The 23,179-nt window shown below is 67.2% G+C and carries 22 protein-coding genes; 14 read left to right on the forward strand and 8 right to left on the reverse strand.

The annotated features are described in order from the left end of the window. The 5 genes from AAW00_RS11695 to AAW00_RS11715 form a co-directional block, all read left to right on the forward strand. Positions 1–791: glycosyltransferase family 2 protein (locus AAW00_RS11695; protein WP_047004635.1), on the forward strand; the 791-nt coding region annotated here is incomplete at its 5' end. Positions 792–1,402: 611 nt separating this feature from the next. Further along, on the forward strand, positions 1,403–1,951 hold the full coding sequence (locus tag AAW00_RS14685; protein ID WP_156170064.1) for a hypothetical protein: 549 nt from the start codon (positions 1,403–1,405) through the stop codon (positions 1,949–1,951). Positions 1,952–2,005: 54 nt separating this feature from the next. Further along, positions 2,006–2,914 (forward strand): sulfite exporter TauE/SafE family protein, encoded by a 909-nt coding sequence (locus AAW00_RS11705; protein WP_047004636.1) that lies wholly within the window; start codon positions 2,006–2,008, stop codon positions 2,912–2,914. Positions 2,915–2,949: 35 nt separating this feature from the next. Further along, a complete protein-coding gene (locus tag AAW00_RS11710) occupies positions 2,950–3,693 on the forward strand; it encodes a TIGR02186 family protein (RefSeq protein ID WP_241461735.1) in 744 nt (247 codons plus the stop codon). Positions 3,694–3,781: 88 nt separating this feature from the next. Further along, positions 3,782–5,473 (forward strand): ATP-binding protein, encoded by a 1,692-nt coding sequence (locus tag AAW00_RS11715; protein ID WP_047004638.1) that lies wholly within the window; start codon positions 3,782–3,784, stop codon positions 5,471–5,473. A 1,074-nt stretch (positions 5,474–6,547) separates the two neighbouring features. On the opposite strand, the gene AAW00_RS11730 is transcribed toward AAW00_RS11715, so the two are convergent. The 3 genes from AAW00_RS11730 to AAW00_RS11740 form a co-directional block, all read right to left on the reverse strand. Further along, positions 6,548–8,020, reverse strand: a complete 1,473-nt coding sequence (locus AAW00_RS11730; protein WP_047004641.1) for an MATE family efflux transporter — start codon at positions 8,018–8,020, stop codon at positions 6,548–6,550. Further along, positions 8,017–8,751: a 7-carboxy-7-deazaguanine synthase QueE gene (locus AAW00_RS11735; protein WP_047004642.1), complete on the reverse strand. Its 735-nt coding sequence runs from the start codon at positions 8,749–8,751 to the stop codon at positions 8,017–8,019. The genes AAW00_RS11730 and AAW00_RS11735 overlap by 4 nt, the downstream gene beginning before the upstream one ends. Positions 8,752–8,863: 112 nt before the next feature. Beyond that, positions 8,864–11,572, reverse strand: coding sequence for a valine--tRNA ligase (locus tag AAW00_RS11740; RefSeq protein WP_047004643.1), 2,709 nt, complete (start codon positions 11,570–11,572; stop codon positions 8,864–8,866). Between the two features lie 86 nt (positions 11,573–11,658). Between AAW00_RS11740 and AAW00_RS11745 the strand changes: the two genes are divergently transcribed. Genes AAW00_RS11745 through AAW00_RS11760 form a run of 4 tightly spaced genes read left to right on the forward strand, consistent with a single transcriptional unit; the run spans position 11,659 to position 15,262 of the window. Further along, complete coding sequence (locus AAW00_RS11745; protein WP_047004644.1) at positions 11,659–12,768, forward strand: ABC transporter permease; 1,110 nt, start codon at positions 11,659–11,661, stop codon at positions 12,766–12,768. Beyond that, on the forward strand, positions 12,768–13,682 hold the full coding sequence (locus tag AAW00_RS11750; RefSeq protein WP_082125059.1) for an ABC transporter ATP-binding protein: 915 nt from the start codon (positions 12,768–12,770) through the stop codon (positions 13,680–13,682). The genes AAW00_RS11745 and AAW00_RS11750 overlap by 1 nt, the downstream gene beginning before the upstream one ends. A 10-nt stretch (positions 13,683–13,692) precedes the next feature. Continuing rightward, the gene (locus AAW00_RS11755; protein ID WP_047004645.1) at positions 13,693–14,643 is read left to right on the forward strand and encodes an MlaD family protein; all 951 of its coding nucleotides are present in this window, start codon (positions 13,693–13,695) and stop codon (positions 14,641–14,643) included. A gap of 28 nt (positions 14,644–14,671) precedes the next feature. Continuing rightward, the gene (locus AAW00_RS11760; RefSeq protein WP_047004646.1) at positions 14,672–15,262 is read left to right on the forward strand and encodes an ABC-type transport auxiliary lipoprotein family protein; all 591 of its coding nucleotides are present in this window, start codon (positions 14,672–14,674) and stop codon (positions 15,260–15,262) included. Here the strand turns inward: AAW00_RS11760 and AAW00_RS11765 are convergent. The 5 genes from AAW00_RS11765 to crcB are packed head-to-tail and all read right to left on the reverse strand — an operon-like array spanning position 15,259 to position 18,457. Then, the gene (locus tag AAW00_RS11765; protein WP_047004647.1) at positions 15,259–15,954 is read right to left on the reverse strand and encodes an ATP12 family protein; all 696 of its coding nucleotides are present in this window, start codon (positions 15,952–15,954) and stop codon (positions 15,259–15,261) included. The genes AAW00_RS11760 and AAW00_RS11765 overlap by 4 nt on opposite strands. After that, positions 15,951–16,196, reverse strand: a complete 246-nt coding sequence (locus AAW00_RS11770) for a hypothetical protein (RefSeq protein ID WP_047004648.1) — start codon at positions 16,194–16,196, stop codon at positions 15,951–15,953. Before AAW00_RS11770 ends, AAW00_RS11765 begins: the two co-directional genes overlap by 4 nt. Beyond that, entirely contained in the window at positions 16,189–16,839 is a 651-nt protein-coding gene (locus AAW00_RS11775; RefSeq protein WP_047004649.1) for an HAD-IA family hydrolase, read from the reverse strand. The genes AAW00_RS11770 and AAW00_RS11775 overlap by 8 nt, the downstream gene beginning before the upstream one ends. Before the next feature lie 5 nt (positions 16,840–16,844). Continuing rightward, complete coding sequence (locus AAW00_RS11780; protein ID WP_047004650.1) at positions 16,845–18,044, reverse strand: RluA family pseudouridine synthase; 1,200 nt, start codon at positions 18,042–18,044, stop codon at positions 16,845–16,847. Then, positions 18,044–18,457 (reverse strand): fluoride efflux transporter CrcB, encoded by a 414-nt coding sequence (gene crcB / locus AAW00_RS11785; protein WP_047004651.1) that lies wholly within the window; start codon positions 18,455–18,457, stop codon positions 18,044–18,046. The genes AAW00_RS11780 and crcB overlap by 1 nt, the downstream gene beginning before the upstream one ends. 209 nt (positions 18,458–18,666) lie before the next feature. Between crcB and rpsU the strand changes: the two genes are divergently transcribed. The 5 genes from rpsU (at position 18,667) to gatA (ending at position 23,160) form a co-directional block, all read left to right on the forward strand. After that, complete coding sequence (gene rpsU / locus AAW00_RS11790; RefSeq protein ID WP_047004652.1) at positions 18,667–18,873, forward strand: 30S ribosomal protein S21; 207 nt, start codon at positions 18,667–18,669, stop codon at positions 18,871–18,873. Between the two features lie 93 nt (positions 18,874–18,966). Beyond that, the gene (locus AAW00_RS11795) at positions 18,967–19,569 is read left to right on the forward strand and encodes an FKBP-type peptidyl-prolyl cis-trans isomerase (protein WP_047004653.1); all 603 of its coding nucleotides are present in this window, start codon (positions 18,967–18,969) and stop codon (positions 19,567–19,569) included. A 90-nt stretch (positions 19,570–19,659) separates the two neighbouring features. Beyond that, entirely contained in the window at positions 19,660–21,327 is a 1,668-nt protein-coding gene (locus tag AAW00_RS11800) for a DUF4153 domain-containing protein (RefSeq protein WP_047004654.1), read from the forward strand. A 37-nt stretch (positions 21,328–21,364) separates the two neighbouring features. Beyond that, positions 21,365–21,667, forward strand: a complete 303-nt coding sequence (gene gatC / locus AAW00_RS11805; RefSeq protein ID WP_047004655.1) for an Asp-tRNA(Asn)/Glu-tRNA(Gln) amidotransferase subunit GatC — start codon at positions 21,365–21,367, stop codon at positions 21,665–21,667. Next, entirely contained in the window at positions 21,667–23,160 is a 1,494-nt protein-coding gene (gatA, locus tag AAW00_RS11810) for an Asp-tRNA(Asn)/Glu-tRNA(Gln) amidotransferase subunit GatA (RefSeq protein ID WP_047004656.1), read from the forward strand. The genes gatC and gatA overlap by 1 nt, the downstream gene beginning before the upstream one ends. Positions 23,161–23,179 lie beyond the last annotated feature (19 nt).

The raw sequence follows: 23,179 nt of genomic DNA on the forward strand, positions 1-23,179 counted from the left end.
CTGCTTACGATAACGGGCAATTCGAGGAATCGCACGGCAAGACACTGGTCGTGCGCTCTCTCATCGGCGCGGGCATTCCGGCTGCGGGCGTTGGCTGTGCCTTTGGCAGGGGCACGCTGGAAACGATGGCGCGACGTAGTGAGGATCTCGGTCCTTTCTCGCACGAAACGCTGACGGAGGATTACGAACTCGGAATCAAGGTAGCCAGCATCGGTGGGCGATCGACCTTGCTGAGGGCCCGCGGGGAAGACGGCGAACTCGTCGCCACGAGGGCTTATTTTCCTTCTTCGCTTTCCCATGCTGTCAGGCAAAAGGCGCGTTGGCTGCATGGAATCGCCTTCCAGGGCTGGGATCGTCTCGGCTGGAATGGCGGCCTTGGAGAGAGATGGATGCGCATGCGCGATCGGCGCGGACCGCTGTCGGCTATCGTGCTTTTCGCCGGTTACATCCTGCTCATCCTCGTCGTCCTGCATATCCTTTTGAACTGGCTGGGATACGACATTCCCTGGAAAAGCACTGCTGTCCTCAATCTCATTCTTATGGCGAACCTCGTCAGTCTGGCCTGGCGTGTCGTGATGCGCTTCGCCTTCACGGCTCGCGAATACGGCGTGATCGAGGGGCTCTGGGGGGTGGTGCGGCTGCCGATCTCGAACATCATCGCCATGATGGCCGCACGCCGCGGGATCGTTTCCTACATTCGCGCCCTTCGCGGCGAACCGGCGAAATGGGACAAGACGGAACATAACGATCATCCTGCCGCAATGGTTCTTCGTCCGGGAGCGGTGCAATGAGGCGTGCGGACCATGCGCGTCGGGGCGCCCCTCTGATGATGCTGGCGACGGTAATCGGCGTATGGGTCACCTACCGTGTCATTGCTTGGGAAGCGACTGGGTTTGAAAGTGCGCGGCCAGCGAGCGTCGGCCAGCCTCCGACACCTCCTCTGATCGTGGGAAGGGCAGCACCGCATGAGTCGGATATGCAGATTGCGATGCCGGACGTGGATCCGTCGATCTTCGGCGTGTATCCGGGCGTCTCGCTAGTGCGGACCGCTTCTAGCGCCGCTCCAATCGCGAATCGCGGCGCAAAGCCCCTCGGACGCACTGGTTCGACGAATGCTATCCGAGGCCGTCCTTCGATGGAGGACAGCGGCGCTGGCGCAGAGGCAAATGCGCTCTATCCGACTGCGGGGTTTGGCATGTCAAATCCGGTATTGCCTTCAGCAGCGGGCGCGCCGCGAATTGCCAGTTCATCAGCGCAAGCACCTCCTCTGCAGAGTGCCGCAGAATTTCGGCAGTCAGCGCCAAGTCGCTGGTCGGGCGATTCCTGGGCGCTTTTCCGACAAGGATCGGATTCAGCGCTGTCGGCTCTCCGCCCAAGCTACGGACGCAGTCAGGCGGGCGCGGTGCTGCGATACGATCTTGGTCAGGGCTCTTCGCGGCGCCCACAGGCCTATGCGCGGGCCACGACCGCTCTGGCCGGCCCGAAACAGCGTGAACTGGCTGCGGGCCTTTCCACCCGTCCCTTCGGCTCGGTGCCAATGCGGGCGCACGTGGAAGGGCGGATATTCGATACGCAGTTCGGCACGGAAACGCGCGCTGCCGCCTTTGTCGTGACGGAACTGCCTATGGCCGAATTGCCCGGTGGCTTCAGTGCCGAGACCTACGCGCAGACAGGGTACGTGACAGGCGAATTCGCTACCCCCTTCGTCGATGGGCAAATGCGTGTCAGCCGCCCGTTCAAACAAGGTCGAGGGTATCGTCTCGAAGCGGGTGCAGGCGCGTGGGGCGGCGCGCAGGAGGGTACAGGACGGCTGGATATCGGCCCAACGGCATCGATTACCGTGCCCCTCGGCCGCGTCAACGCGCGCCTTTCCGCCGACTATCGCTTCCGCGTGGCGGGCGATGCCGAGCCCGCGAGTGGCCCCGCGCTCACACTGTCCGCCGGATTTTAGGCACAGCCCGTCATTCACCTTCAATCCATCCGCGCGATGCACTAGGCGCGAGCCATGGACGTCTACCTCCCCATCGCGAACCTTGCGGTCAACGGGCTGGTGATCGTCCTGCTCGGGCTGGTGACGGGCATCCTGTCGGGCATCTTCGGGGTCGGCGGCGGGTTTCTGACGACGCCGCTGCTGATCTTCTACGGCATCCCGCCCACCGTCGCCGCCGCATCCGCCGCCACGCAAGTGACCGGTGCCAGCGTGTCGGGCGTGATGGCGCACGGGCGCAACAAGGGGGTGGATTACCAGATCGGCCTCGTGATCGTGGCGGGCGGCATGCTGGGCGCATTGCTGGGCGCGGGGCTGTTCACCCTGCTGCGATCGGTCGGCCAGATCGATACCGTCATCAACATCCTCTATGTCATCCTGCTCGGCACCATCGGCTCGCTGATGCTGCGCGAGGCGCTGCAGTCGCTGGGGCTGGTGCCGAAGGCCTCCGGCCGCGCACTCAGGCGCCACCACCCGTGGATCGCCGCGCTGCCCTATCGCTGGCGCTTCTATGCCTCGGGCCTCTACATCTCGCCCATCGCGCCGCTGATCCTGGGGATCGTGGTGGGCACGCTCACCATGCTGATGGGCGTGGGCGGCGGGTTCATCATGGTGCCGGCCATGCTCTACATCCTCGGCATGAGCGCCAAGGTCGTGGTGGGGACGAGCCTGTTCAACATCCTGTTCATCACGATGCTGGTGACGATGGTCCATGCGCTGACCACGCGCGCGGTGGACATCGTGCTGGCGGGGCTTCTGCTGATCGGTTCGGTCACCGGCGCGCAGCTCGGCACGCGGGTGGCGCAGTTCGCCAAGCCCGAACACCTGCGTCTCTCGCTGGCGCTGGTCGTGCTCTCCATCGCTCTGGTGATGGTCTACGGCCTCGCCGTGCAGCCGAGTGAGGTCTATTCGGTGGTGCCCCTGTGACCCGCCCTGTAATGCGTTCCGCTCTCGCCTTCTTGATGGCGCTGCTGGTGGCGGTGCCCTGCGCGGCGCAAGGGCGCGACCCGGTGCTGGTGCCCGACGTTTCCGAGCACCGGATCGTGCTGCGGCAGGGCTTTACCGGGGCGGACCTGCTGCTGTTCGGCGCGCTGCTCGACCCGGCGGGCGGACGTGCGCGGGGCGACTACGACATCGTGGTGGTCCTCAAAGGTCCGGCCCAGCCCATTCGCCTGCGCGAAAAGGAACGCTGGTTCGGCATCTGGATCAATGCCGACAGCACCGCCTACCGCTCGGTCCCCTCGTTCTACGCCCTCGCCAGTTCGCGCCCCGTGGCCGACATCGTCGACGAGCGCACGGCGGCGATCTACGAGCTCGGGCTGCCTTGGCTGCAGCTTTCGCCCACCGGCTCGATCGAGCCGGAAGAGCAGGCGCGCTTCTCGGCAGGGCTCGTCGACCTGCGCGAGCGGCAGGGTCTCTATGCCCAGTACGAAGGCGGGGTCGAGGTGTCCGAGGGGGTGCTTTACCGCGCGCGCCTGCCGATTCCCTCGAACGTGATCCCGGGCCGCTACGTGGCGGAAACCTTTGCCATCATCGATGGCCGCGTGGTGACCAGCGCCACGTCCGAGGTCGAGGTGGTGAAGGAAGGCGTCTCCGGCCGCATCGCCACCGAGGCGGAGGATGCCTCGTTCTTCTACGGCCTGTTCGCCATCGGCCTCTCGCTGTTCATGGGCTGGGCCGCCAGCCGCCTGTTTACGCTGGTTTAAACCGCGCGCCGCCGGGCGGAATTGACGCGATCTTAACCTCGCGATCCTAGGCAGGGCGCGGATCGCAACAGCTTGGACACAATCGACGATGACCGCCATGCCCGGTAACCAGTTTGCCAACGCCACGCCCGTCGGCCCGACCGAGGCCGAGATCAGGGCCACGCGCAGCGCCGACAATGCCGGCCAGCCGATCGGCGTGGTGCTGGAAATCGCCGGCTCCGGCTCACAGATCGCGCTCGACCTCTTGCGCCTCAACGAGTGCATGGAGGATGCCGATCCCTCGATCGCGCTTGCCGGACAGGTCGGCAGCCAGATCAAGATCAAGACGCAGGACGGCTGGCTGCTCGCCAGCGTGCGCAACCAGCGGCAGGACCGGCGCGGCGACGGCAACGCGGTGGTCGCCAACATCGATTTCATGGGCGAGGGCAAGGAAGAGCGGCTGACCGGCAAAATCCACGGTTTCCGCCGCGGCGTCACCCGCTATCCCATCCCCGGCGCGCTGTGTTACCCGGCGACGACCGAGGACCTCAGGCAAATCTATTCCAGCGACGGGCGCAGCGCGATCCAGATCGGCACGGTCTATCCCACGAACGATATTCGCGCGGGCATGTATATCGATGCCATGCTCGGCAAGCATTTCGCCCTGCTCGGCTCCACCGGCACCGGCAAGTCGACCAGCGCGGCGCTGATCCTGCACCGCATCTGCGAGGCTGCGCCGCAGGGCCATATCCTGATGATCGACCCGCACGGCGAATATTCCGCCGCTTTCCGCAACACGGGCCGCATCTTCGACGTCAGCAACCTGCAAATGCCCTACTGGCTGATGAACTTCGAGGAGCACTGCGAGGTCATCATCAAGTCCACCGGCAACGACCTGCAGAACGACCGAGACATCCTTGCCAAGTGCCTGCTGATGGCGCGGCAGAAGAACCGCCTGGCCGAGACGATGGGCAAGATCACCGTCGATTCGCCCATTCCCTACCTCCTCTCCGACCTCACCAACCTGGTGCAGGACGAGATGGGCAAGCTCGACAAGGCGACCAACACCGCTCCCTACATGCGCATCAAGACCAAGATCGACGAGCTGAAGCAGGATCCGCGCTACCAGTTCATGTTCTCGGGCATGCTGGTGGGCGACACCATGGGCGACTTCATCGGCAAGATCTTCCGCATGCCGTCCGACGGCAGCCCGATCGCCATCATCGACGTCTCGGGCGTGCCCAGCGACATCACCAGCACCGTGGTCGCTGTGCTCAGCCGCCTGGTGTTCGACTTCGCCATCTGGAGCCGGAACGAGGCGACGAGCCCGATCCTGCTGGTGTGCGAAGAGGCCCACCGCTACGTCCCCAACGAGCGCAACGCCGACGGCAACTCGGTCGGCCGCGTGCTCAGCCGCATCGCCAAGGAAGGCCGCAAGTACGGAATTTCGCTCGGCCTCATCACCCAGCGCCCGTCCGACCTTGCCGAAGGCGTGCTGTCGCAATGCGGCACGATCATTTCGATGCGCCTCAACAACGACCGCGACCAGGCCTTCGTGAAGGCCGCCATGCCCGAGGGCGCGCGCGGCTTCCTCGATTCCATCCCGGCGCTGCGCAACCGCGAGTGCATCATCTGCGGCGAGGGCGTGTCGATCCCGATCCGCGTCAGCTTCGACAACCTCGACGAGGCCAAGCGACCCGCGTCCGAGGACCCGAGCTTCGTCGAGCTGTGGAACAAGGGCGGCGGCGAGGAGGACATGGTCCACCGCACCGTGCAACGCTGGCGCGCGCAGGGGGCGTAACCTGTTTTGCGAAAGCGCCTCCGCGCCTTCGTCCTCGCTATACGCACTCCGCTGCGCTGCGTGCCCGCTGCGGGCGGCCAGTCGGCCTTGCGGGCCCTCGGCCCGGCGGAGGGAAGGGAACGCGCGTCATAGGCGGCGGTTGGACTGGCATGATTCCTGCCGGAGACTGCAATGCGTGACGCCCTCAAGATCGCCGGCGGTGCCGCCGTCCTGCTGACCGCGGGCTGAGGCGCCTATGTCTATAATGAGAAACGCATCGAGCAGACCGATTACCAGGTCATCCGCGCTGAAGGTAATTTTGCGGTGAGCGAGTACCCCTCGAGAGTTCCGCCCCATGCCTAGTCCGCATGTCATCACGCCTCCAAAATCCGTTCACGCACGAAAGCGTCCCAATCCCGTGCAAAGCGCATCGCGGCACGATTGCTCGCCTGATAGCCATGCCTGTGGCTCGCATAGCGAATCTCCGCACTCTCGGCAAAGCGCGTCGGCAGGCTCTTGTAGAACCCATCTCGCGCGGGACTTGAGCACGACCACTGGCGCGGGCGTTCACCCTCAGTGAAAATCGAGCGGGTGCGCCCACGATGCGGCAAGAGGAGGAGGTCGCGTGACCCCGCGAGCATTTGACAGGTATTTGCAAGGAACATACGAAATCCATGGCTCAAAAAGAAAAGGTGTTTTTATGGATATTGAAAAGAAGGACTGGACCGCTCCGTGTGTGGTCGATTTGGATGGCGCTGATAGCGTTTGCTTGAATAATATTGGACCATTCAGTGATGCGCGAACTTCCGTTGCGACGGCGACCTCATAAGGCAGCCTTCGCGAGCGAAGTCACACGCCACGGGGCTGAAATCGACCCTGTAGAAACCATACCGCACCGGGTCGGGGGAAGGGTCGGGTTCCAACCCATCCTCGCCAAAATCCATCTCTAGGGTGCGCGAGCAACGCGGCACCGGGGCGAGCAATCCTCCCTCCTGACCGCCCCGGTGCGGGTTACGCGGGGGCCGTGACAGCGCGCTGCAAAGCGGGTTTCGCCAGCTCGCCGACTACATCTTCGCCAAGTCCCGCGGCGGCGCCTTAGATCTCCGGCGTCATCCTGCCCGCAGCCATTCCGTCCGCCTGCACCTGCTCGTCGGCCATGCGCGGGCGTTCTGCCTGCGCCTTCGTGCGCCAGCCGGAGTAGTGGTAGAACCAGTAGGCCAGCACCACGCCCGCCACCGATCCGACCGGGAACGACCACCAGATGGCGTCCGATCCCAGCCAGTCGTAGGTGGCGTAGTAGAACCCAAGCCGCACCGGGTAGAGCGCCACCGCCACGATCAGCAGCGGCACCATCACCGCGCCGCCGGCGCGCATGGTGGCGGAATAGATCATCGTCACGCCGAACAGCATGAAGCTCCATACCGAGATGAACTGGATGTGCCGGGCGAGCGGGACGGCGGGGCTGTCCGGCCCGAGGAACAGGCCGAGCACCGGCCGGTCGAACAGCAGCAGCAGCGCCGTCAGCAAGCCGGTCATGGCGAGGTTGACGATCACGCCCGCGCGGCTGATTTCGTCGATCCGGTCCCATCGCCGCGCGCCGATGTACTGCGCCGCCATCGCGGAAACCGCACCGCCGATCGCCATCGCCGGCATCTGCAGGTAGGTGAACAGCTGCATCGCCGCGCCATATGCCGCGGTCATCAGCAGCCCTTCGCGGTTGACGAGGCCGACGGCGATGATGCCCGCCGCGCTCATCACCAGCATCTGCGCGCCCATCGGCAGGCCCTTCTTCACGATGAAGTCGAGCTCTACGCGCCGGGGTTTCAGGTAGGCGAGCTCGGGCCCGCGCAGTCGCAAGGGCAGGTCCTTCGCATAGACGTAGGCGATGGTGCCGAAGAACGAGGCGAGACTGGCGATGATCGTCGAGATCGCCGATCCCGCAATTCCGAGCGCGGGGAAGGGGCCGTAGCCCGCGATCAACAGCGGGTTCAGCACCACGTCGATTGCGACCATCATCCCCATGAAGATCAGCGGCGTCCGCGAATCGCCGGTGCCGCGCAGGCCCATGGCGAGGATCACCGAGGCCATGCCGAAGGGCATCGAGACGAACATCAGGCGGATGTAGGTGAGGGCGAGATCAAAGGCGCTTCCCGGCGTCGCCATCAGCGAAAGCAGCTCGGGCGCGAGCCAGAAGCCCAGCGCGGCGATGGCGATCATCAGCGTGGCGGCAAACCCGACCGCGCTGCCGAATGCGCGGCGGGCTCCGTCCACGTCGCGCGCGCCGAAGCGCTGGCCGATCAGCACCGTGCCCGCCATGCCGAAGCCGAAGGCGGCACTGGCGACGAGGAACATCACGATGTTGGCGTTTGCCGTGGCCGCCAGCGCCTGCTCCCCGATCAGCCGCCCGACCCAGATCGAGTTGATCGTGCCGTTCAGCGACTGGAGGATGTTGGAGGCGAGCGTGGGCACGGCAAACATCAGCAGCGTCCGCATGACCGGCCCCTCGGTCAGGTCGCCGCGCATCCGGGCTTGCGGAGGGTTGGCCGCCGGGGCCGAATCGTCGTTCATGTCCCGCGTGTATCGCCGAACAGGTGGATGTGCAGCCTGTCCGTGATGCGCCAGCCCTCCGCCTTCGCCAGCGGGGCAAGCCAATCGAGCCGGTCGCGCAGGGTCTCGCTGTCGGTGCCTTCGGGCATGAGGTAGACGCGGTCGGGAGGAATTTGGTGCGCGGAGACGAGGGCGCGGACCTCGTCCACGTCCCCGGGCCGGGCGATTACGAACTTGAAGAACGCCCGCTCGTCCGTCGCCCAGCGTGCCAGCATGTGAGGCTTCAGCGCCAGTTCCGCCGCGTTACCCGAATGCGCGAGCTTGGGGCTGACGTTGTACTGCGTCACCCGCGCATCGAGCGCAGGCTGCGGAGCGACGGTGCCGTTGGTCTCGATCTCGACCGCCATGCCCGGCAGGTGTTCGAGCATCCGCGCCAGCTGCGCCCCCTGCATCAAGGGTTCGCCCCCGGTGATGACGAGCCGGTCGCGCCCGAATGCGGCCACCCGCGCGGCGACCTCTGCCTCATCGAGCGCGATCTGGTTGGGGTGGCGGGGGAAAGTCTCCCCTGAGCGGTGCGGTCGCGCGTCGCCGTCGAAATGCCAGGTGTAGGGGGTATCGCACCACAGGCAGGCGAGGTTACACCGCGACAAGCGCACGAAGGCGACCGGGATTCCGGCGGAAGGGCCTTCGCCTTGCGGGGAGGCAAAAATCTCCGGCTCGCCCGGAGCTTGCGTGGCCAAGACCAGTGTCACAATCCCGCTCACCCAGAGCTTGTCGAAGGGTCGTCTTCGACTTCAGGCGCTGCGCTAGGCGGAAAAGCAATGCTTCGACAAGCTCAGCATGAGCGGAGCAGAGACGAATTGCTTATCCCAACCTTGCCAGAGCCGCTGTCAGCCGTTCCGCCTCTGCCGCGTGGTGGGCATGGTCGGCCCGGGCCTTTTCGACGGCTTCGGGCTTGGCCTTTTCCACGAACGCGGGATTGCCCAGCCGCCCTTCGAGCGATTTTGCTTCCTTCTGCGAGGCCGCCAGTGCCTTTTCCAGCCGCGCGCGTTCGGCGGCGACGTCGATCACGCCTTCGAGCGGGATGACGAAGACGTCCTCGCCCGCGGTCACCTGCATGGCCGCGCCCGCCGGGGCCTCGCCCACGGTGACGGGGGCGAGGCGCGCCAGCCGCTCGATGGCCGCCGCACTGCGATCCAGCACGGCCGCGCCGGTGGCCGACGGGCTGGCGATGAAGGCGGGCAGCTTCTCACCGGGCGAGATGCCGAGCTCGTTACGCGCCGCGCGGGTGGCGGTGGTGAGCGCGATGGTCCAGTCGATGGCGTCGGTCGCGCGGCTGCTGACCTCGGCCTCGGGCGCGGCCCACTTCGCGAGGATGAGTTCGTAAGGCCGCTCGCCCTGCGCGTGCCACAGCTCCTCGGTAACGAAGGGCATGAAGGGGTGCAGCATGACAAGGATCTGGTCGAGCGCCCAGCCGGCCACCGCGCGCGTCTCGGCGGCGGCTTCGGCGCTGGCGCCCTCGGCGAACACAGGTTTAATCAACTCGAGATACCAGTCGCAGAAGCGGTCCCAGGCGAAGTGGTAGACGGTGTTGGCCGCCGCGTCGAAGCGCAAGTCGGCCATTGCCTCGTCGAGCCTGGCGACGGTCTGCTGGACCTCGCCGATGATCCACTGGTTCGCCGCAAGCCGCGCGGGCGGTGCCTTGATGGTGTCGGAGGCTCCGATGCCGTTCGCTTGGCAAAAACGGGTGGCGTTCCACAGCTTAGTGGCGAAGTTGCGGTATCCCTCGACTCGCTTCTCGTCCATCTTGATGTCCCGGCCCTGGCTCTCCATCGCCGCCATGAAGAAGCGCAGCGCATCCGCGCCGTACCGGTCGATAAGGCCGAGCGGATCGACGACGTTGCCCTTGGACTTGGACATCTTCGCGCCGTCCGCCGCGCGCACGAGGCCGTGGAGGTAGAGCTTGTCCCACGGGCGCTCGCCCATGTTGTAATACCCCGCCATCATCATCCGCGCGTCCCAGAAGAACAGGATGTCGAAGCCGGAGATCAGCAGGTCGTTCGGGTAGTGCTTCTCGACGAGATCGGTCCGCTCGGGCCAGCCGAGGGTGGCGAAGGGCCAGAGCGCGCTGGAGAACCAGGTATCGAGGACGTCCTCGTCCTGTGTCAGGGCCACGCCTTCGCCCGCCTGCGCCTGCGCTTCGGTCTCGGTCAGCGCGACGTAGGGCTTGCCCTCGGCATCGTACCACGCCGGTATCCGGTGCCCCCACCACAGCTGCCGGGAAACACACCACGGCTGAATGTTCTCCATCCAGTTGAAGAAAGTCTTTTCCCAGGTCTTCGGGACGATCTCGATCTCGCCCTCACGCACGGCCTGGATCGGCTTTTCGGCGAGCTTTGCGGCATCGACGTACCACTGGTCGGTCAGCCAGGGTTCGATCACCACACCGCCGCGGTCGCCGAAGGGGGTGGGGATGGTGCGCGGCTCGGCGTCGTGCTCGGTGACCTCGCCATCCTTTTCGACGACGTGCGGCACGAGGTGGCCGCTCGCCTTCAGCATCTCGACCACGCGGGCGCGGGCGTCGAAGCGGTCCATGCCGACGAGCTCGGCCGGGATCAGTCCGTCGGCGGTTTGGCAGACGCGGCCCTCGGCATCGAGCATGTTGAGCATGTCGGCAGCCGCGATGCCGGCGCGCTTGCCCACCTCGAAGTCGTTGAAGTCGTGCCCCGGCGTGATCTTCACCGCGCCGCTGCCCAGCTCGGGATCGGCGTGCTCGTCGGCGACGATGGAAATGCTGCGCCCGGTGATCGGCAGCTCGACGTGCTTGCCCACAAGCGCGGCATAGCGCTCGTCGGTGGGGTGCACAGCGACGGCCATGTCGGCGAGCATGGTCTCGGGCCGGGTGGTCGCGACCTCTATGTAGGCGCTGCCATCGGGCATCGTCGCGCCGTCGGCCAGCGGATAGCGCAGGCGCCAGAAACTGCCCTTCACGTCGCGGGTCTCCACCTCGAGATCGGAGATGGCGGTCTTCAGCTTGGGGTCCCAGTTTACCAGCCGCTTGTCGCGGTAGATGAGGCCGTCGTTGTAGAGGTCGACGAAGACCTTGAGCACGGCCTTGGTGAAATGCTCGTCCATGGTGAACTGCTCGCGGCCCCAGTCCATCGAGCAGCCGAGGCGGCGCAGCTGGCGCGTGATTGTGCCGCCGCTCTCCTCCTTCCACTCCCACACCTTTTGCACGAAATCCTCGCGCGTATGGTTGGTGCGCTTGTCGCCCGCGGCCTCGAGCTGCCGCTCGACCACCATCTGCGTGGCGATGCCGGCATGGTCGGTGCCCACGACCCACAGCGCATCCTTGCCGCGCATGCGCTCGTAACGGATCACGATGTCCTGCAACGTATTGTCGAGCGCGTGGCCGATGTGGAGGCTGCCCGTCACGTTGGGCGGCGGGTTGACGATGGTGAAGGGCTCGGCGTCCGGGCGATCGGGCCGGAACAGGCCGTTCGCCTCCCAGTGGGCATACCATTTCGCCTCGATTGCGGCGGGGTCGAAGGTCTTGGACAGTTCGCTCGTCATGGCTTGGCCCCTGCCATCGCATTTGCCCCAGTTCAACACGCGAAACGGTTGCTAGGCCGCGGATTTGGACGCATAGGCCTGAAACGATGAGGGAATGGGCAGAGTACAGCCTGGAGGAGAGCGGGGGACGGGCGACCGTCACCATCACCGGGCCATTGACGGTCTCGGGCATCGGCCGGCTCGATCCCGAACTCCGCAAGATTACCGACAGCGTGCAGTTCGTCGATATCTCGGGCGTGACCCGGGTCGATACCGTGGGCGCGTGGGTCGTCCATCGCTTCGCCGAGGACAAGGGCGCCGACATAACCGGCGCTGACGAGACGGCGGAAGTCCTGCTCGAGACGGTAGAGCGCAGCACCAGCGACGCGCCGGTCGTTCCGCCGCGCAGCAAGATCTTCGGCCGCGTGACCGAGCACGTGGGCGCCAAGGTCTATGAATTCGGAAACGGCGTGCGCCACAACATCGGCTTCCTCGGTGCGATCATCGCGTCGATGGGCGCCCTGCTGCTCCACCCGCGACGGTTCCGCACCAAGGCGCTGGTCCGCCAGATGGAGCAGGTGGGCGTATCCAGCCTGCCCATCGTCGGCCTGATGAGCTTCCTCATCGGCATCGTCATCGCCCAGCAGGGCGCGGTGCAGTTGCAACAGTTCGGGGCGGAGACGCTGACGGTCAACCTCGTCGGCCGCATCACCCTGCGCGAACTGGGCGTGCTGATGACCGCGATCATGGTCGCGGGCCGGTCGGGCAGCGCCTTTGCCGCGCAGCTGGGCACCATGAAGCTGACCGAGGAAATCGACGCCATGCGCACGATCGGCGTCAGCCCGATGGAAGCGCTGGTCATTCCACGCATCCTCGCCGCCGTCATCATGATGCCACTGCTGGGCTTCTACGCCTGCGTGTGCGCGGTGATCGGCGGCGCGGTGATCGGCGACGTGCTGCTCGACATCCCCTTCCTCACCTTCCTCGCGCGCATCCAGGAAGTCGTCCCCGCGACGGACTTCTGGGTTGGCGTGGTCAAGGCGCCCGTCTTTGGACTGATCATCGCGCTCGCCGGCTGCTATCAGGGCATGCAGGTGGAGGGTAACGCCGAGGAGGTGGGCCTCAGGACTACCGCCGCGGTGGTGCAGGCGATCTTCATGGTGATCGTGCTCGACGCCTTCTTCGCCGTATTCTTCTCCAGCATCGGGTGGATCTGATGGCCGAGGACGATCCGCAAAACGACAGCGACGAGGCCCTGCTGGACGAGGCGCACGACGACATCCCGGAACGCTTCACCGGCGACCACCCCATCAGCATCCGCGGGCTGAAGAATTGCTTCGGCGAGCAGACCATCCACGAGGACCTCGATCTCGACGTGAACCGCGGCGAGATCCTGGGCGTGGTGGGCGGATCGGGCACTGGCAAGAGCGTGCTGATGCGCTCCATCATCGGCCTGCAGATCCCCGATGACGGCACCATCGAGGTGTTCGGCAACGATATCACCGCGGCCGAACCCGACGAGGTCATCGGCGTGCGCAACCGCTGGGGCGTGCTGTTCCAGGGCGGCGCGCTTTTCTCCACGCTGACCGTGGGCGAGAACGTGCAGGTGCCGCTCAAGCAGTACTACCCGGAACTCAGCCAGAAACTGCTGAACGAGATCAGCCGCTACAAGGTGGTGATGACCGGCCTGCCGGAAGAGGCCGCAGCCAAGTTCCCCAACGAGCTGTCGGGCGGCATGAGGAAGCGTGCCGGCCTTGCCCGCGCGCTGGCACTCGATCCCGAGCTGCTGTTCCTGGACGAGCCGACGGCTGGTCTCGATCCCATCGGCGCGGCCAAGTTCGACGAGCTGCTGCGCGAGCTGACCGATACGCTGGGCCTCACCGTCTTCCTCATCACCCACGATCTCGACACGCTCTACGCCATCTGCGACCGGGTCGCCGTGCTGGCTGACAAGCATGTTGTAGCCGTGGGCACGATCCCCGAATTGCTCGAGACCGAGCATCCGTGGATACAGGAATATTTCAACGGCCCGCGCAGCCGCGCGGCAGCCGCCACCAACGAACGCCAGTCAGATGCCGCCGCCGAGGGGAGCGGGAAAGCATTGGACAAGCCGCAGGGCGCACAGGCATAGGGACAAGCGCATGGAAACTCGTGCCAATCACGTCTGGGTCGGAACGATCACGCTGCTGCTGCTGGCCGGCGCGGCGGTCTTTTTCGTATGGCTCGCGGGCCTGTCGAACCGCGACAACAAGGAATACGACATCTTCTTCGAGCAGTCGGTCGGCGGCGTCGCGGAAGGATCGGGCGTCACCTACAACGGCGTACCCGTGGGCAAGGTGACGGACATCTCGATCTGGGACAAGGATCCCGAGTTCGTGAAAGTTCGCATCGAGCTCAAGAACTCGACTCCGATCCTGATCGGGACCGAGGCGAGCGTATCCTCCAGCTTTACCGGATCGTCCAACATCTCGCTGACCGGCGGGCAGAGCAACCAGCCGCCCATAAGCTGCGAGACCACCGATTGCCCCGAGGGCGTGCCGGTCATCCCGCCCGCGCCCGGCGCGCTCGGCGAAATCCTCGCCAGCGCCCCGCTGCTGCTCGAACGGCTGGCGACGCTGACCGAGCGGCTGACCCGCGTGCTCGACGACGACAACCAGAATTCCATCGCCGGCATCCTGCGCAACACCGACGCCATGAGCGCCGAGTTCCGCGCCGCCTCGCCCGAGGTGCAGCGCACGCTCGTCGAATTGCAAGGCACCTTGGCGCAATCGACCGAGACGCTGGCGAGCTTCGACCGCACGCTGGGCTCGGTGAACACGCTGGTCGAGCGTGACGGTCAGGCGATCAGCGCCGACATGCGCCAGACGCTCGCCTCCGCGCGCGACGCCGCCGCAGCGCTCGAGCAGGCGATGGCCAACGTCGAGCCGCTGACCCGCCAGCTTTCGCAGGACACGCTGCCCGCCGCCAATGCCGCCTTGCGCGACATTCGCGCGACCAGCTCCAGCCTGCGCCAGATCACCGAGCGCATCGAGAACGAGGGCGCGGGCGGCCTGATCGGCGGCCCCGCGCTGCCGGATTACGAGCCCAACTGACATGAGCGACAGCGCGAGAGGGTATCGCATGACCACGTTGAAATCCGCCTTTGCCGCCGCCGCGCTGGCCAGCCTCGCGCTGTCGGGCTGCATCAGCTTCGGGCCCGACGCGCCCGAGCAGCTGCTGACGCTGACGCCTGCCTCCACCGTGCCCGCCGGCTATTCGTCGGAAGGGCAGGCGGCGAACGCGCTGTCGGTGGAAACCCCCACCGTCGCCCAGCGGCTCAACGTGCCGCGCATTCCGGTGACCACGTCGGACAGCACGCTCGCCTATCTCGCCGACGCGGTGTGGGTGGAAAAGCCCGCCGAGCTTTTCCGCAACGTCTTGTCCGAAACCATCCGCGCCAAGGGCAACCGGCTGGTCGTGGCGGACGACGAGCTGGCCTTTGCCGCCAGCACCCGCCTGTCGGGCACGCTGGTGGCGATGGACTACGATGCCGTCACCTCGAGCGTGGTGGTGCGTTACGACGCCGTGCTCGAACGGCAGGGCGGGCAGGTGACGACCCAGCGCTTTGAGGAGCGCGTCTCCGGCGTCCTGCCCGAGGCGACCGCCGTCGGTGCGGCGCTGAACCAGGCGGCGAACACCGTGGCCGACCGCGTGGCGGAGTGGGTGGGCTAGCCGCGCACCGCCGCGGCAAACTCCGCCGCCTTTTCGAACGCCGCCAGCCTGATCGCCCGCGCGGCTTCGGCCTCGTGGTCCCAGCCCCACAGCTCGGCCTGCCAGTCTTCCTCGGCATTGGCGGCGGCATAGAGCGCGGCAGGATCCGCTTGCGGCTCGAGGGCCGCAAGCCCCACCACCAGCGATGCCGCCAGCGAGGTCAGCGTCAGCAGCGCGGCGAGGGTGAAGTCGTCCTCTCCCTCCAGCCGCGCGCGCAGGGTGGCCATGCTGGCCTCGCCATGCGCCTTGTGCACGATCCCGCTGGTACGCTCGAACCGCACGCCGTGGCGCGCCTCGCAGGCGGTCAAGAGCGGCTCCCACAGCGCCTGCTGGCGGTGCCACAGCGGTTCGTCGGGCTCGGCGCGGTAGCACAGGGTGTCGGTCTCGGCGTAGCCCAGCAGCTTGGCGATAGTCGCCTCGCGATCGGGCCGGATCACGTCGATGGCTAGGTCTGCCATGTCGCGGAACACGAAGCCGCGCGGATCGATGGTTTCGCCCTGCGCGCGCCATTCGGCCGCCAGCAGTTCCGCCACCGCGCGCGTGGGCACGACCTGCGCGCCGCCACGCTGCGTGCGGATGGGCCGCCCGTCGAGGGAGATGCGCCAGCCGCCCTCGGCCTCCTCGACGGCGACGTCCGCGTAAAAGCGTTTCATTCGGGCGACTTCCATCGCCGGGCCAGCACCAGGGGTAGCCAGAAGAATTCGAACAGGCCGAATGCCAGCAGGCCATAGCCCAGCAGGTCCGGCCCCGGCACCGTGCCCGACAGGATCAGCACCGCGCCCACCACCAGCAGCACGCCGCCCAGCCGCATCAGTTGCAGCATCCAGAACCGCGCCGCGGCGGGATCCTTCGGACCGACATCCTTCGGACCGACATCCTTCGGTTGTTCAGTCACCCAGCAACTCCTGCAATTGCCCCGCATCGCGCGCCACCGCCTCGGCCCCGGCGGCGAGCAGTTCCTCGCCCTTGTGATAGCCCCAGGCGACGCCCAGCGCACGCGTGCCCGCGGCGACCGCCATCGCGATATCGTAGATGGTATCGCCGATCATCACCGTGTCCTCGGGCGCGGCCAGCGCCTCATCCATCGCAGCCTGCAACATCGCGGGATGCGGCTTGGACGGGTGGCGGTCGGCGGTCTGGAGCGTGGCGAAGAGGTCGCCCAGGTCGTTGGCGGCTAGCGTCGCGGCAAGGCCCCGGTCGGACTTGCCCGTGGCAACGCCCAGCGTCCAGCCATTGCCGTGCAGGCGGCGCAGCAGGTCCGCCATGCCCTCGAACAGTGGTTCGCGCAGCCGACCTTCCTCGCGGGCGGCACGGAATTCGCGCTTGTAGGCTTCGACCACCTGCAGGCGCTGCGCTTCCTCGCCGTCCATCATCAGCTGGCGCACCGCGGCGGGCAGGCTCAGGCCGACAATGCGGCGGATGGCGGCGGGGTCGGGCGGAGGCTCGCCGATGGCGGCGAAGGCGCGTTGCATAGCCGAGACCACGCCCGCCTGACCGTCGCTCAGCGTCCCGTCGCAATCGAATACCGCAAGCTTCATGGGGGTCAGCGGCCTTTCGGCTTGCCCGGGCGGCCAGCGGGTTTCGCGCCGGGCTTCGTATTGCCGCCCTTCCCGGAAGGCTTGCGTCCGACAGGCTTCATGCCCGCATCGCCCGACCGGCGAGAGCCGCGCTCGCCGCGGCGGGCCTTGCGGTACTGCTTGGCGTGGGCCTTGGCCGCCTGCTTCTTCTCCTCGCGGCTGCGCTCGGGCGGCGGGGCGGCGACGGGGCCTGCATCGCTTAGCCCCTCGTCGAAGCCCAGCTGCTCCATGCTCGCCGCGAAGTGTTCGGGCAGCGAAGCGACGGCATCGATCTCTTCGCCACCGGGCCCGTCGATGATGAGGCGGCGGGCGTGGAGGTGCATCTTGCGGCTGATCGAGCCGGTCAGGTAGGCATCTTGCCCGCCGTATTTGCCGTCGCCCACGATGGGATGGCCGATGGCGGCCATGTGGACGCGCAGCTGGTGGGTGCGGCCGGTGAAGGGTTGCAGCTCGACCCACGCGGCGCGGGTGCCGGCGCGGTCGACCACGCGGTAGGCGGTGCGCGCGGGCTGACCGTTTTCCTCGTCGATGTGCATCTTTTCGCCGCCGGTGCCGGGCTGCTTGGCGAGCGCGGCCTCGACCGTGCCCTCGCGCACCTCGGGCACGCCGACCACCAGCGCCCAGTAGATCTTTTTCGCGCTGCGGCTGGAGAACCGCTTGGAATAGGATGCCGCGCTGCCCGGCGTGCGGGCGACGAGCAGGACGCCCGAGGTATCCTTGTCGAGCCGGTGGACGAGGCGCGGGCGCGGTTCGTCCTCGCCCGCGTAGGCATCAAGCAGGCCGTCGACGTGGCGCGTGGTTTTGGTGCCGCCCTGCGTGGCGAGGCCAGGCGGCTTGTTCAGCACCAGCGCGGTCTTCGTGCGAGTGATGAGCATGGCCTCGGCCTCCGCCTCCTCCTCGGCGCTGAGGGCGCGGCGCTGGCGCTTGGCCGCATCCTTGTCCTCGCCGCCCGGCGGCACGCGCAGCATTTGTCCTGCGACAAGGCGGTCCTCCGGCTTCACCCGCTTGCCGTCCACCCTGAGCTGCCCGGTGCGCGCCCAGCGGCTGACGGTGCCGAAGCCGACCTGTGGCAGATGGCGCTTGAACCAGCGGTCGAGCCGCATGCCGTCGTCGTCCGCGCCGACGGTGAACTGCCGCACCTCGGCCTGCGTGTCGCGCCCGGCCATCAGGCGAGCAGCCGCGTGAGGAAGAGGCCGAAGACGAACCCGGTCACGCCGAGCCCGACCGAGAGCATCAGGTAGATCGCCGCGAGGCCCACCTGCTGGCGCTCGATCAGCAGGGCGAGTTCCAGGCTGAAGGCCGAGAAGGTCGTGAAACCGCCGAGCAGTCCGACGCCGAGCAGCAGGCGCAGCTGTTCGGAATTTTCGGGGCTGCTCTTCACCAGCCAGCCGGCGAGCAGGCCCATCAGCAGGCTGCCGATGGTGTTGACGGCGAGGGTCGGGAAGGGAAACAGGCCGACGGCCGGCGGGCCGAGCCACCAGGTCATCGCCCGGCCGAGCTGGTAGCGGGCGAGCGCGCCGATACCGCCGCCGAGCGCGACCATGAGCGAGGCCCAGATCTGGGGGAGGGGGGTGGACATGGCACACCCCTTAGCCAGCCCACGGCAATGGGGGAAGCGCGGAGGCTGAGAAAGCTTGCTTTCGCGCGAAGGCTCGCCTAATGGCCCGGCACGTATCGCCGATCCGGAACGGAATCGGTCCGATGCTCATTGGTTATGCAAATGGTGCAACCCGCGCCGATCGCTCGCGGGCTCTCCCGGTATCGGTTTTGAAAGGTGGCTTAGGTTTTATGCAGATCGTCGTCCGCGATAACAACGTCGAACAGGCTCTCCGTGCGCTCAAGAAGAAGCTGCAGCGCGAGGGGGTGTATCGCGAGATGAAGCTGCGCCGCCACTACGAGAAGCCAAGTGAGAAGCGCGCCCGCGAAAAGGCCGCCGCCGTGCGCCGCGCCCGCAAGCTGGAGCGCAAGCGTATGGAGCGTGACGGCATCAAGTAAGCTTGATTGCTTTTACCAGCTAAGCCAAAAGGGCGTGGAACTCATCTTCCGCGCCCTTTTCGTTTGCGCCCTCCCTGACAGGACGACATTCCCATGACCGAAGTCACCCGCGTGCCCTTGCAGCCGATCGCCAAGGGATCGCTTGCCAAGCTCTGGCTCGGTGTCCTCGCCGCGATCGTGCTGGCCGCGGGGGTCGCCTGGCTCGCCATGCCCCCGGGCGTGAGCGTCGATACAGTGCGCGCGGGCGAGGGGCCCAACCCCACCGCCGAGGACGTGGTCTTCGTCAACTACACCGGCCGCCTGGCCGACGGCACCGTGTTCGACCGCTCGCAGCCGACCAACCTGCCGGTGCCGGGCATCTTCCCCGAGGGCACACCGCTGCCGCTCAGCGACATGGTTCCCGGCTTCACCCAGGCCATGGTGCAGACGCAGAAGGGCGGGCAGTACACCATCTTCATTCCGTCCGACCTCGCCTTCGGTGCCGACGTGCCGCCGGGCGGCCCGATCCCGCCGAATTCCGACCTGACCTTCGATGTCGAGGTGGTGGATTTCATGACCCGCGCCGATTTCGACCAGCGCCTGCAGACGCTGCAGCAAATGATGATGCAGCAGCAGATGCAGGGCGGCGAAGGCGGCCAGGGCGGCGCACCCGCGGCTCCCGTTCCCCCCGCCGGCGAGGACGGCCCGCCGCAATAAGGGGCAGGGGCGCATTGCTCATCTTTCGCTCATGACAGGCGTTCCCTTCCCGGACAGGTCTGTCGCGATCCGAGCGAAAGGACGTACAGCGTGAACGACATCCCCGCACCCCCGGCCGATACGTCCGGCGCGGACTGGCCCGCGCGGCCATGGCTGCTGGCGGCCATCGGCGGAGTGGCCGGACTGGCGCTGCAACTGATCGGCTCGTTCGACGACGAATCGGCCGCAGCCGCCGCAGCCGCCTCCTTCGTGTTCTTCGCCGCCTTCGCGCTCGGTTTCACCCTGCGGCGCGAGCGGCTGGCCGAGGTGCTGGTCTTCGCGCTCGGCCTCGGCACGGTCATGGCATCGATCGCATGGCTCGCCGTCGCCGCCGACGATAGCCGCGCCGGCCAGGGCTATGCCTTTGCCGCCGGCGTGTTCTTCAGCCTGCTGGCGATCCCGTTGTTCCAGTCGGATTTCCATCGTCGCCGCTGGGCGACCCCCTATGCCGAGACGCACTTCTTCGTCTGGACCGACGCGGTCAGCGCGGGCGGGGCCTTCGCCTTCACGCTGCTCGCCTATGCGCTGCTGTGGCTGCTCGACGCCCTGCTCGGCCTCGTCGGGCTGAACTTCGTCGAGAGCCTGCTGCGCACCGACTGGTTTGCGGGGCTGTTCGTGGGTGCCAGCTTCGGCGCGGCGCTCGGCGTGCTGCGCAACCAGCTCGCCATCCTTGGCACCCTGCAACGCACGGTCATGCTGGTACTGTCGCTGCTCGCCGTGCCCTTTGCCCTCGGCATTCTCGCCTTCCTCGCCATGCTGGTGGTAACCGGCGGGCAGGCGCTGTGGCAGGCAACCGACAGCGCCACGCCGGTGCTGCTCGCCTGCGCCATCGGCTGCTTCGTTCTCGCCAACTTGGTCGTGCGCGACGACGATGCGAGCCGTAGCGGCAACCGGGTGATGCAGGCCGCCGCGCTGGTGTTGGCGCTGGCCATCCTGCCGCTGACGGTGTTCGCCGCTATCAGCATGGGCGTGCGGATCGGCCAGCACGGCCTCAGCCCGGAGCGAATGTGGGCGCTCGTCGCCATCGCCGTCGCCTGCGCCTATGGCGTGGCCTATTGGGTGGCGCTCGCGCGGGGACGGCGCGCCGGATGGGCCGAGCATTTGCGCCGCGCCAACCTCCACCTCGCCGTGGGCAGCTGCGTGGTGGCGCTGGTGCTGGCCTTTCCGCTGCTCGATTTCGGCGGCATCAGCGCCGCCAACCAGGTCGCCCGGCTGGAGCGCGGCAAGGTGGCGCTCGCCGATTTCGATTTCGAGGCGCTGCGCTGGGACTTCGGCGATGCCGGACGCCGCGCGCTGGACCGACTTGCCGCGGGGGAGGGCGAGGTGGCGGAGCTTGCCGCCGATGCCCTCAAGCGCTCGGAGCGCTATCCCGACGTGCGCCGACCCCGCGACAGCGGCACGCTGCGTTTCGCCTTCGAGGACGAGCGCCTGCACGGATGGGTGCGCGGTTATGTCGGCGACAATCCGTGGACCTGCGCTCCGGCCTGCGTCGCGCTCGACCTCGGCCGGGACGGCGACCGCCGCCGCGTGGCGATCGTAACCGGCGGCTCGCGCGAGATCGTGGCCTTCCGCGAAGACGGCGTTCCCGATCCGCCCGTACCAGTCCCGGCACCGCCCGTTCCCGACGCGGACATCGCTCCCAGCGATGTCGAGGTTCGCCCCTACGCGGGCCGACAGATCTACGTGGGCGGCGTGCCGGTGGGCGAGCCCTTCGAATAGCTTGAAGCCCGCCCCCGCCCTCGCTAGGGCGCGGGGCATGTCCGTGACCCGTGAAGAAGTGGCGAAAATCGCCTCGCTTGCGCGCATCCGCATGGCCGAGGGCGACCTCGACAAGCTGGTGCCGGAATTCAACAAGATCCTCGAATGGGTCGAACAACTGGGCGAGGTCGATACCAGCGGCGTAGAGCCGATGACCGCCGTCATCCCCCAGAAGCTGCGCCTGCGCGACGACGTGGTCGATGCCGATCCGCTGACCGCCGGCGGCCGCCGCGACGACGTTCTGGCAAATGCACCCGTGGCCGAACACGGCTTCTACGGCGTGCCCAAGGTGATCGAATAATGCCGACTGACGCGAATTCCCTGACCGATCTCGGCGTGCGCGAAATCCGCGACGGCGTGGCTGCCGGAGACTTTTCCGCGCGCGAGGTGGCCGAGGCCTGCAACGCCGCCGTCGCCTCTGCCGAGGCGCTCAACGCCTTCATCGTCGCCACCCCGGAAAAAGCGCTCGAGGCCGCCAACGCGGTCGATGCGGCGCGCGCGAAGGGCGATGCGCTCGGCCCGATGGCGGGCGTGCCCATCGGCATGAAGGACCTGTTCGCCACCAAGGGCGTGCAGACAACGGCGGCCAGCCACATCCTAGAAGGCTTCGTGCCGCCCTACGAGAGCACGGTCAGCCAGAAGCTGTGGGATGCCGGTGCGGCCATGCTCGGCAAGCTTAACATGGACCAGTTCGCGATGGGCTCGTCCAACGAGACGAGCTATTTCGGCAACGTCGCCTCGCCCTGGCGCAAGGCAGGGTCGAACGCGGCGATGAGCCCCGGCGGTTCGTCGGGCGGCACTTCGGCCGCCATCGCCGCGCGGCTGTGCCCGGCGGCGACCGGCACCGACACCGGCGGCTCCATCCGCCAGCCCGCCGCCTTCACCGGCATCTGCGGCATCAAGCCCACCTACGGCCGCTGTTCGCGCTGGGGCGTGGTGGCCTTTGCCTCCTCGCTCGACCAGGCCGGGCCGATGGCGCGCAGCGTCGAGGATTGCGCCATCATGCTGGGCGCGATGGCCGGGTTCGATCCCAAGGATTCCACCAGCCTCGATGCCTCCGTGCCCGACTGGTTCGGCAATCTCGATGCGGACCTGCGCGGCAAGCGCGTCGGCATCCCGCGCGAATACCGCATGGACGGCACCGACCAGGCCATCCTCGACAGCTGGGATATGGGTGCGCAGTGGCTGCGCGACGCCGGGGCCGAGATCGTCGAGGTCAGCCTGCCTCACACGAAATACGCGCTGCCCGCCTACTACATCGTCGCCCCCGCCGAGGCATCGAGCAACCTCGCTCGTTACGACGGCGTGCGCTACGGCCTGCGCGACCTGCCCGAGGGCGCCGGTTTGCAGGACATGTACGCCGCCACCCGCGCGGACGGTTTCGGCGACGAGGTGAAGCGCCGCATCATGCTCGGCACCTACGTCCTCAGTGCCGGCTTCTACGACGCCTATTACACGCAGGCGCAGAAGATCCGCACCTTGGTGCAGCGCGATTTCGAGGCCGCCTTCGAGGCCTGCGACGTGATCCTTGCACCGACCACGCCGACCGCCAGCTTCCCGCTGGATTCGCTGAACAACGACCCGCTGACCATGTACCTGAATGATGTCTTCGCCGTTCCCGCCAGCCTCGCGGGCCTTCCCGCGATGAGCGTGCCCGCCACTCTCACGGCAGAAGGTCTGCCGCTGGGCCTGCAGATCGTGGGGCCGGCGATGGACGAGCAGGGCGTACTCAACGCCGGGCTCGCGATCGAGCAGCGCGCCGGATTTACCGCGCGCCCCGACCGCTGGTGGTGAGAGCGCGGGAGCCGGTCGC

The sequence above is a fragment of the Aurantiacibacter luteus genome (assembly GCF_001010945.1).
GTDB lineage: Bacteria > Pseudomonadota > Alphaproteobacteria > Sphingomonadales > Sphingomonadaceae > Alteraurantiacibacter > Alteraurantiacibacter luteus.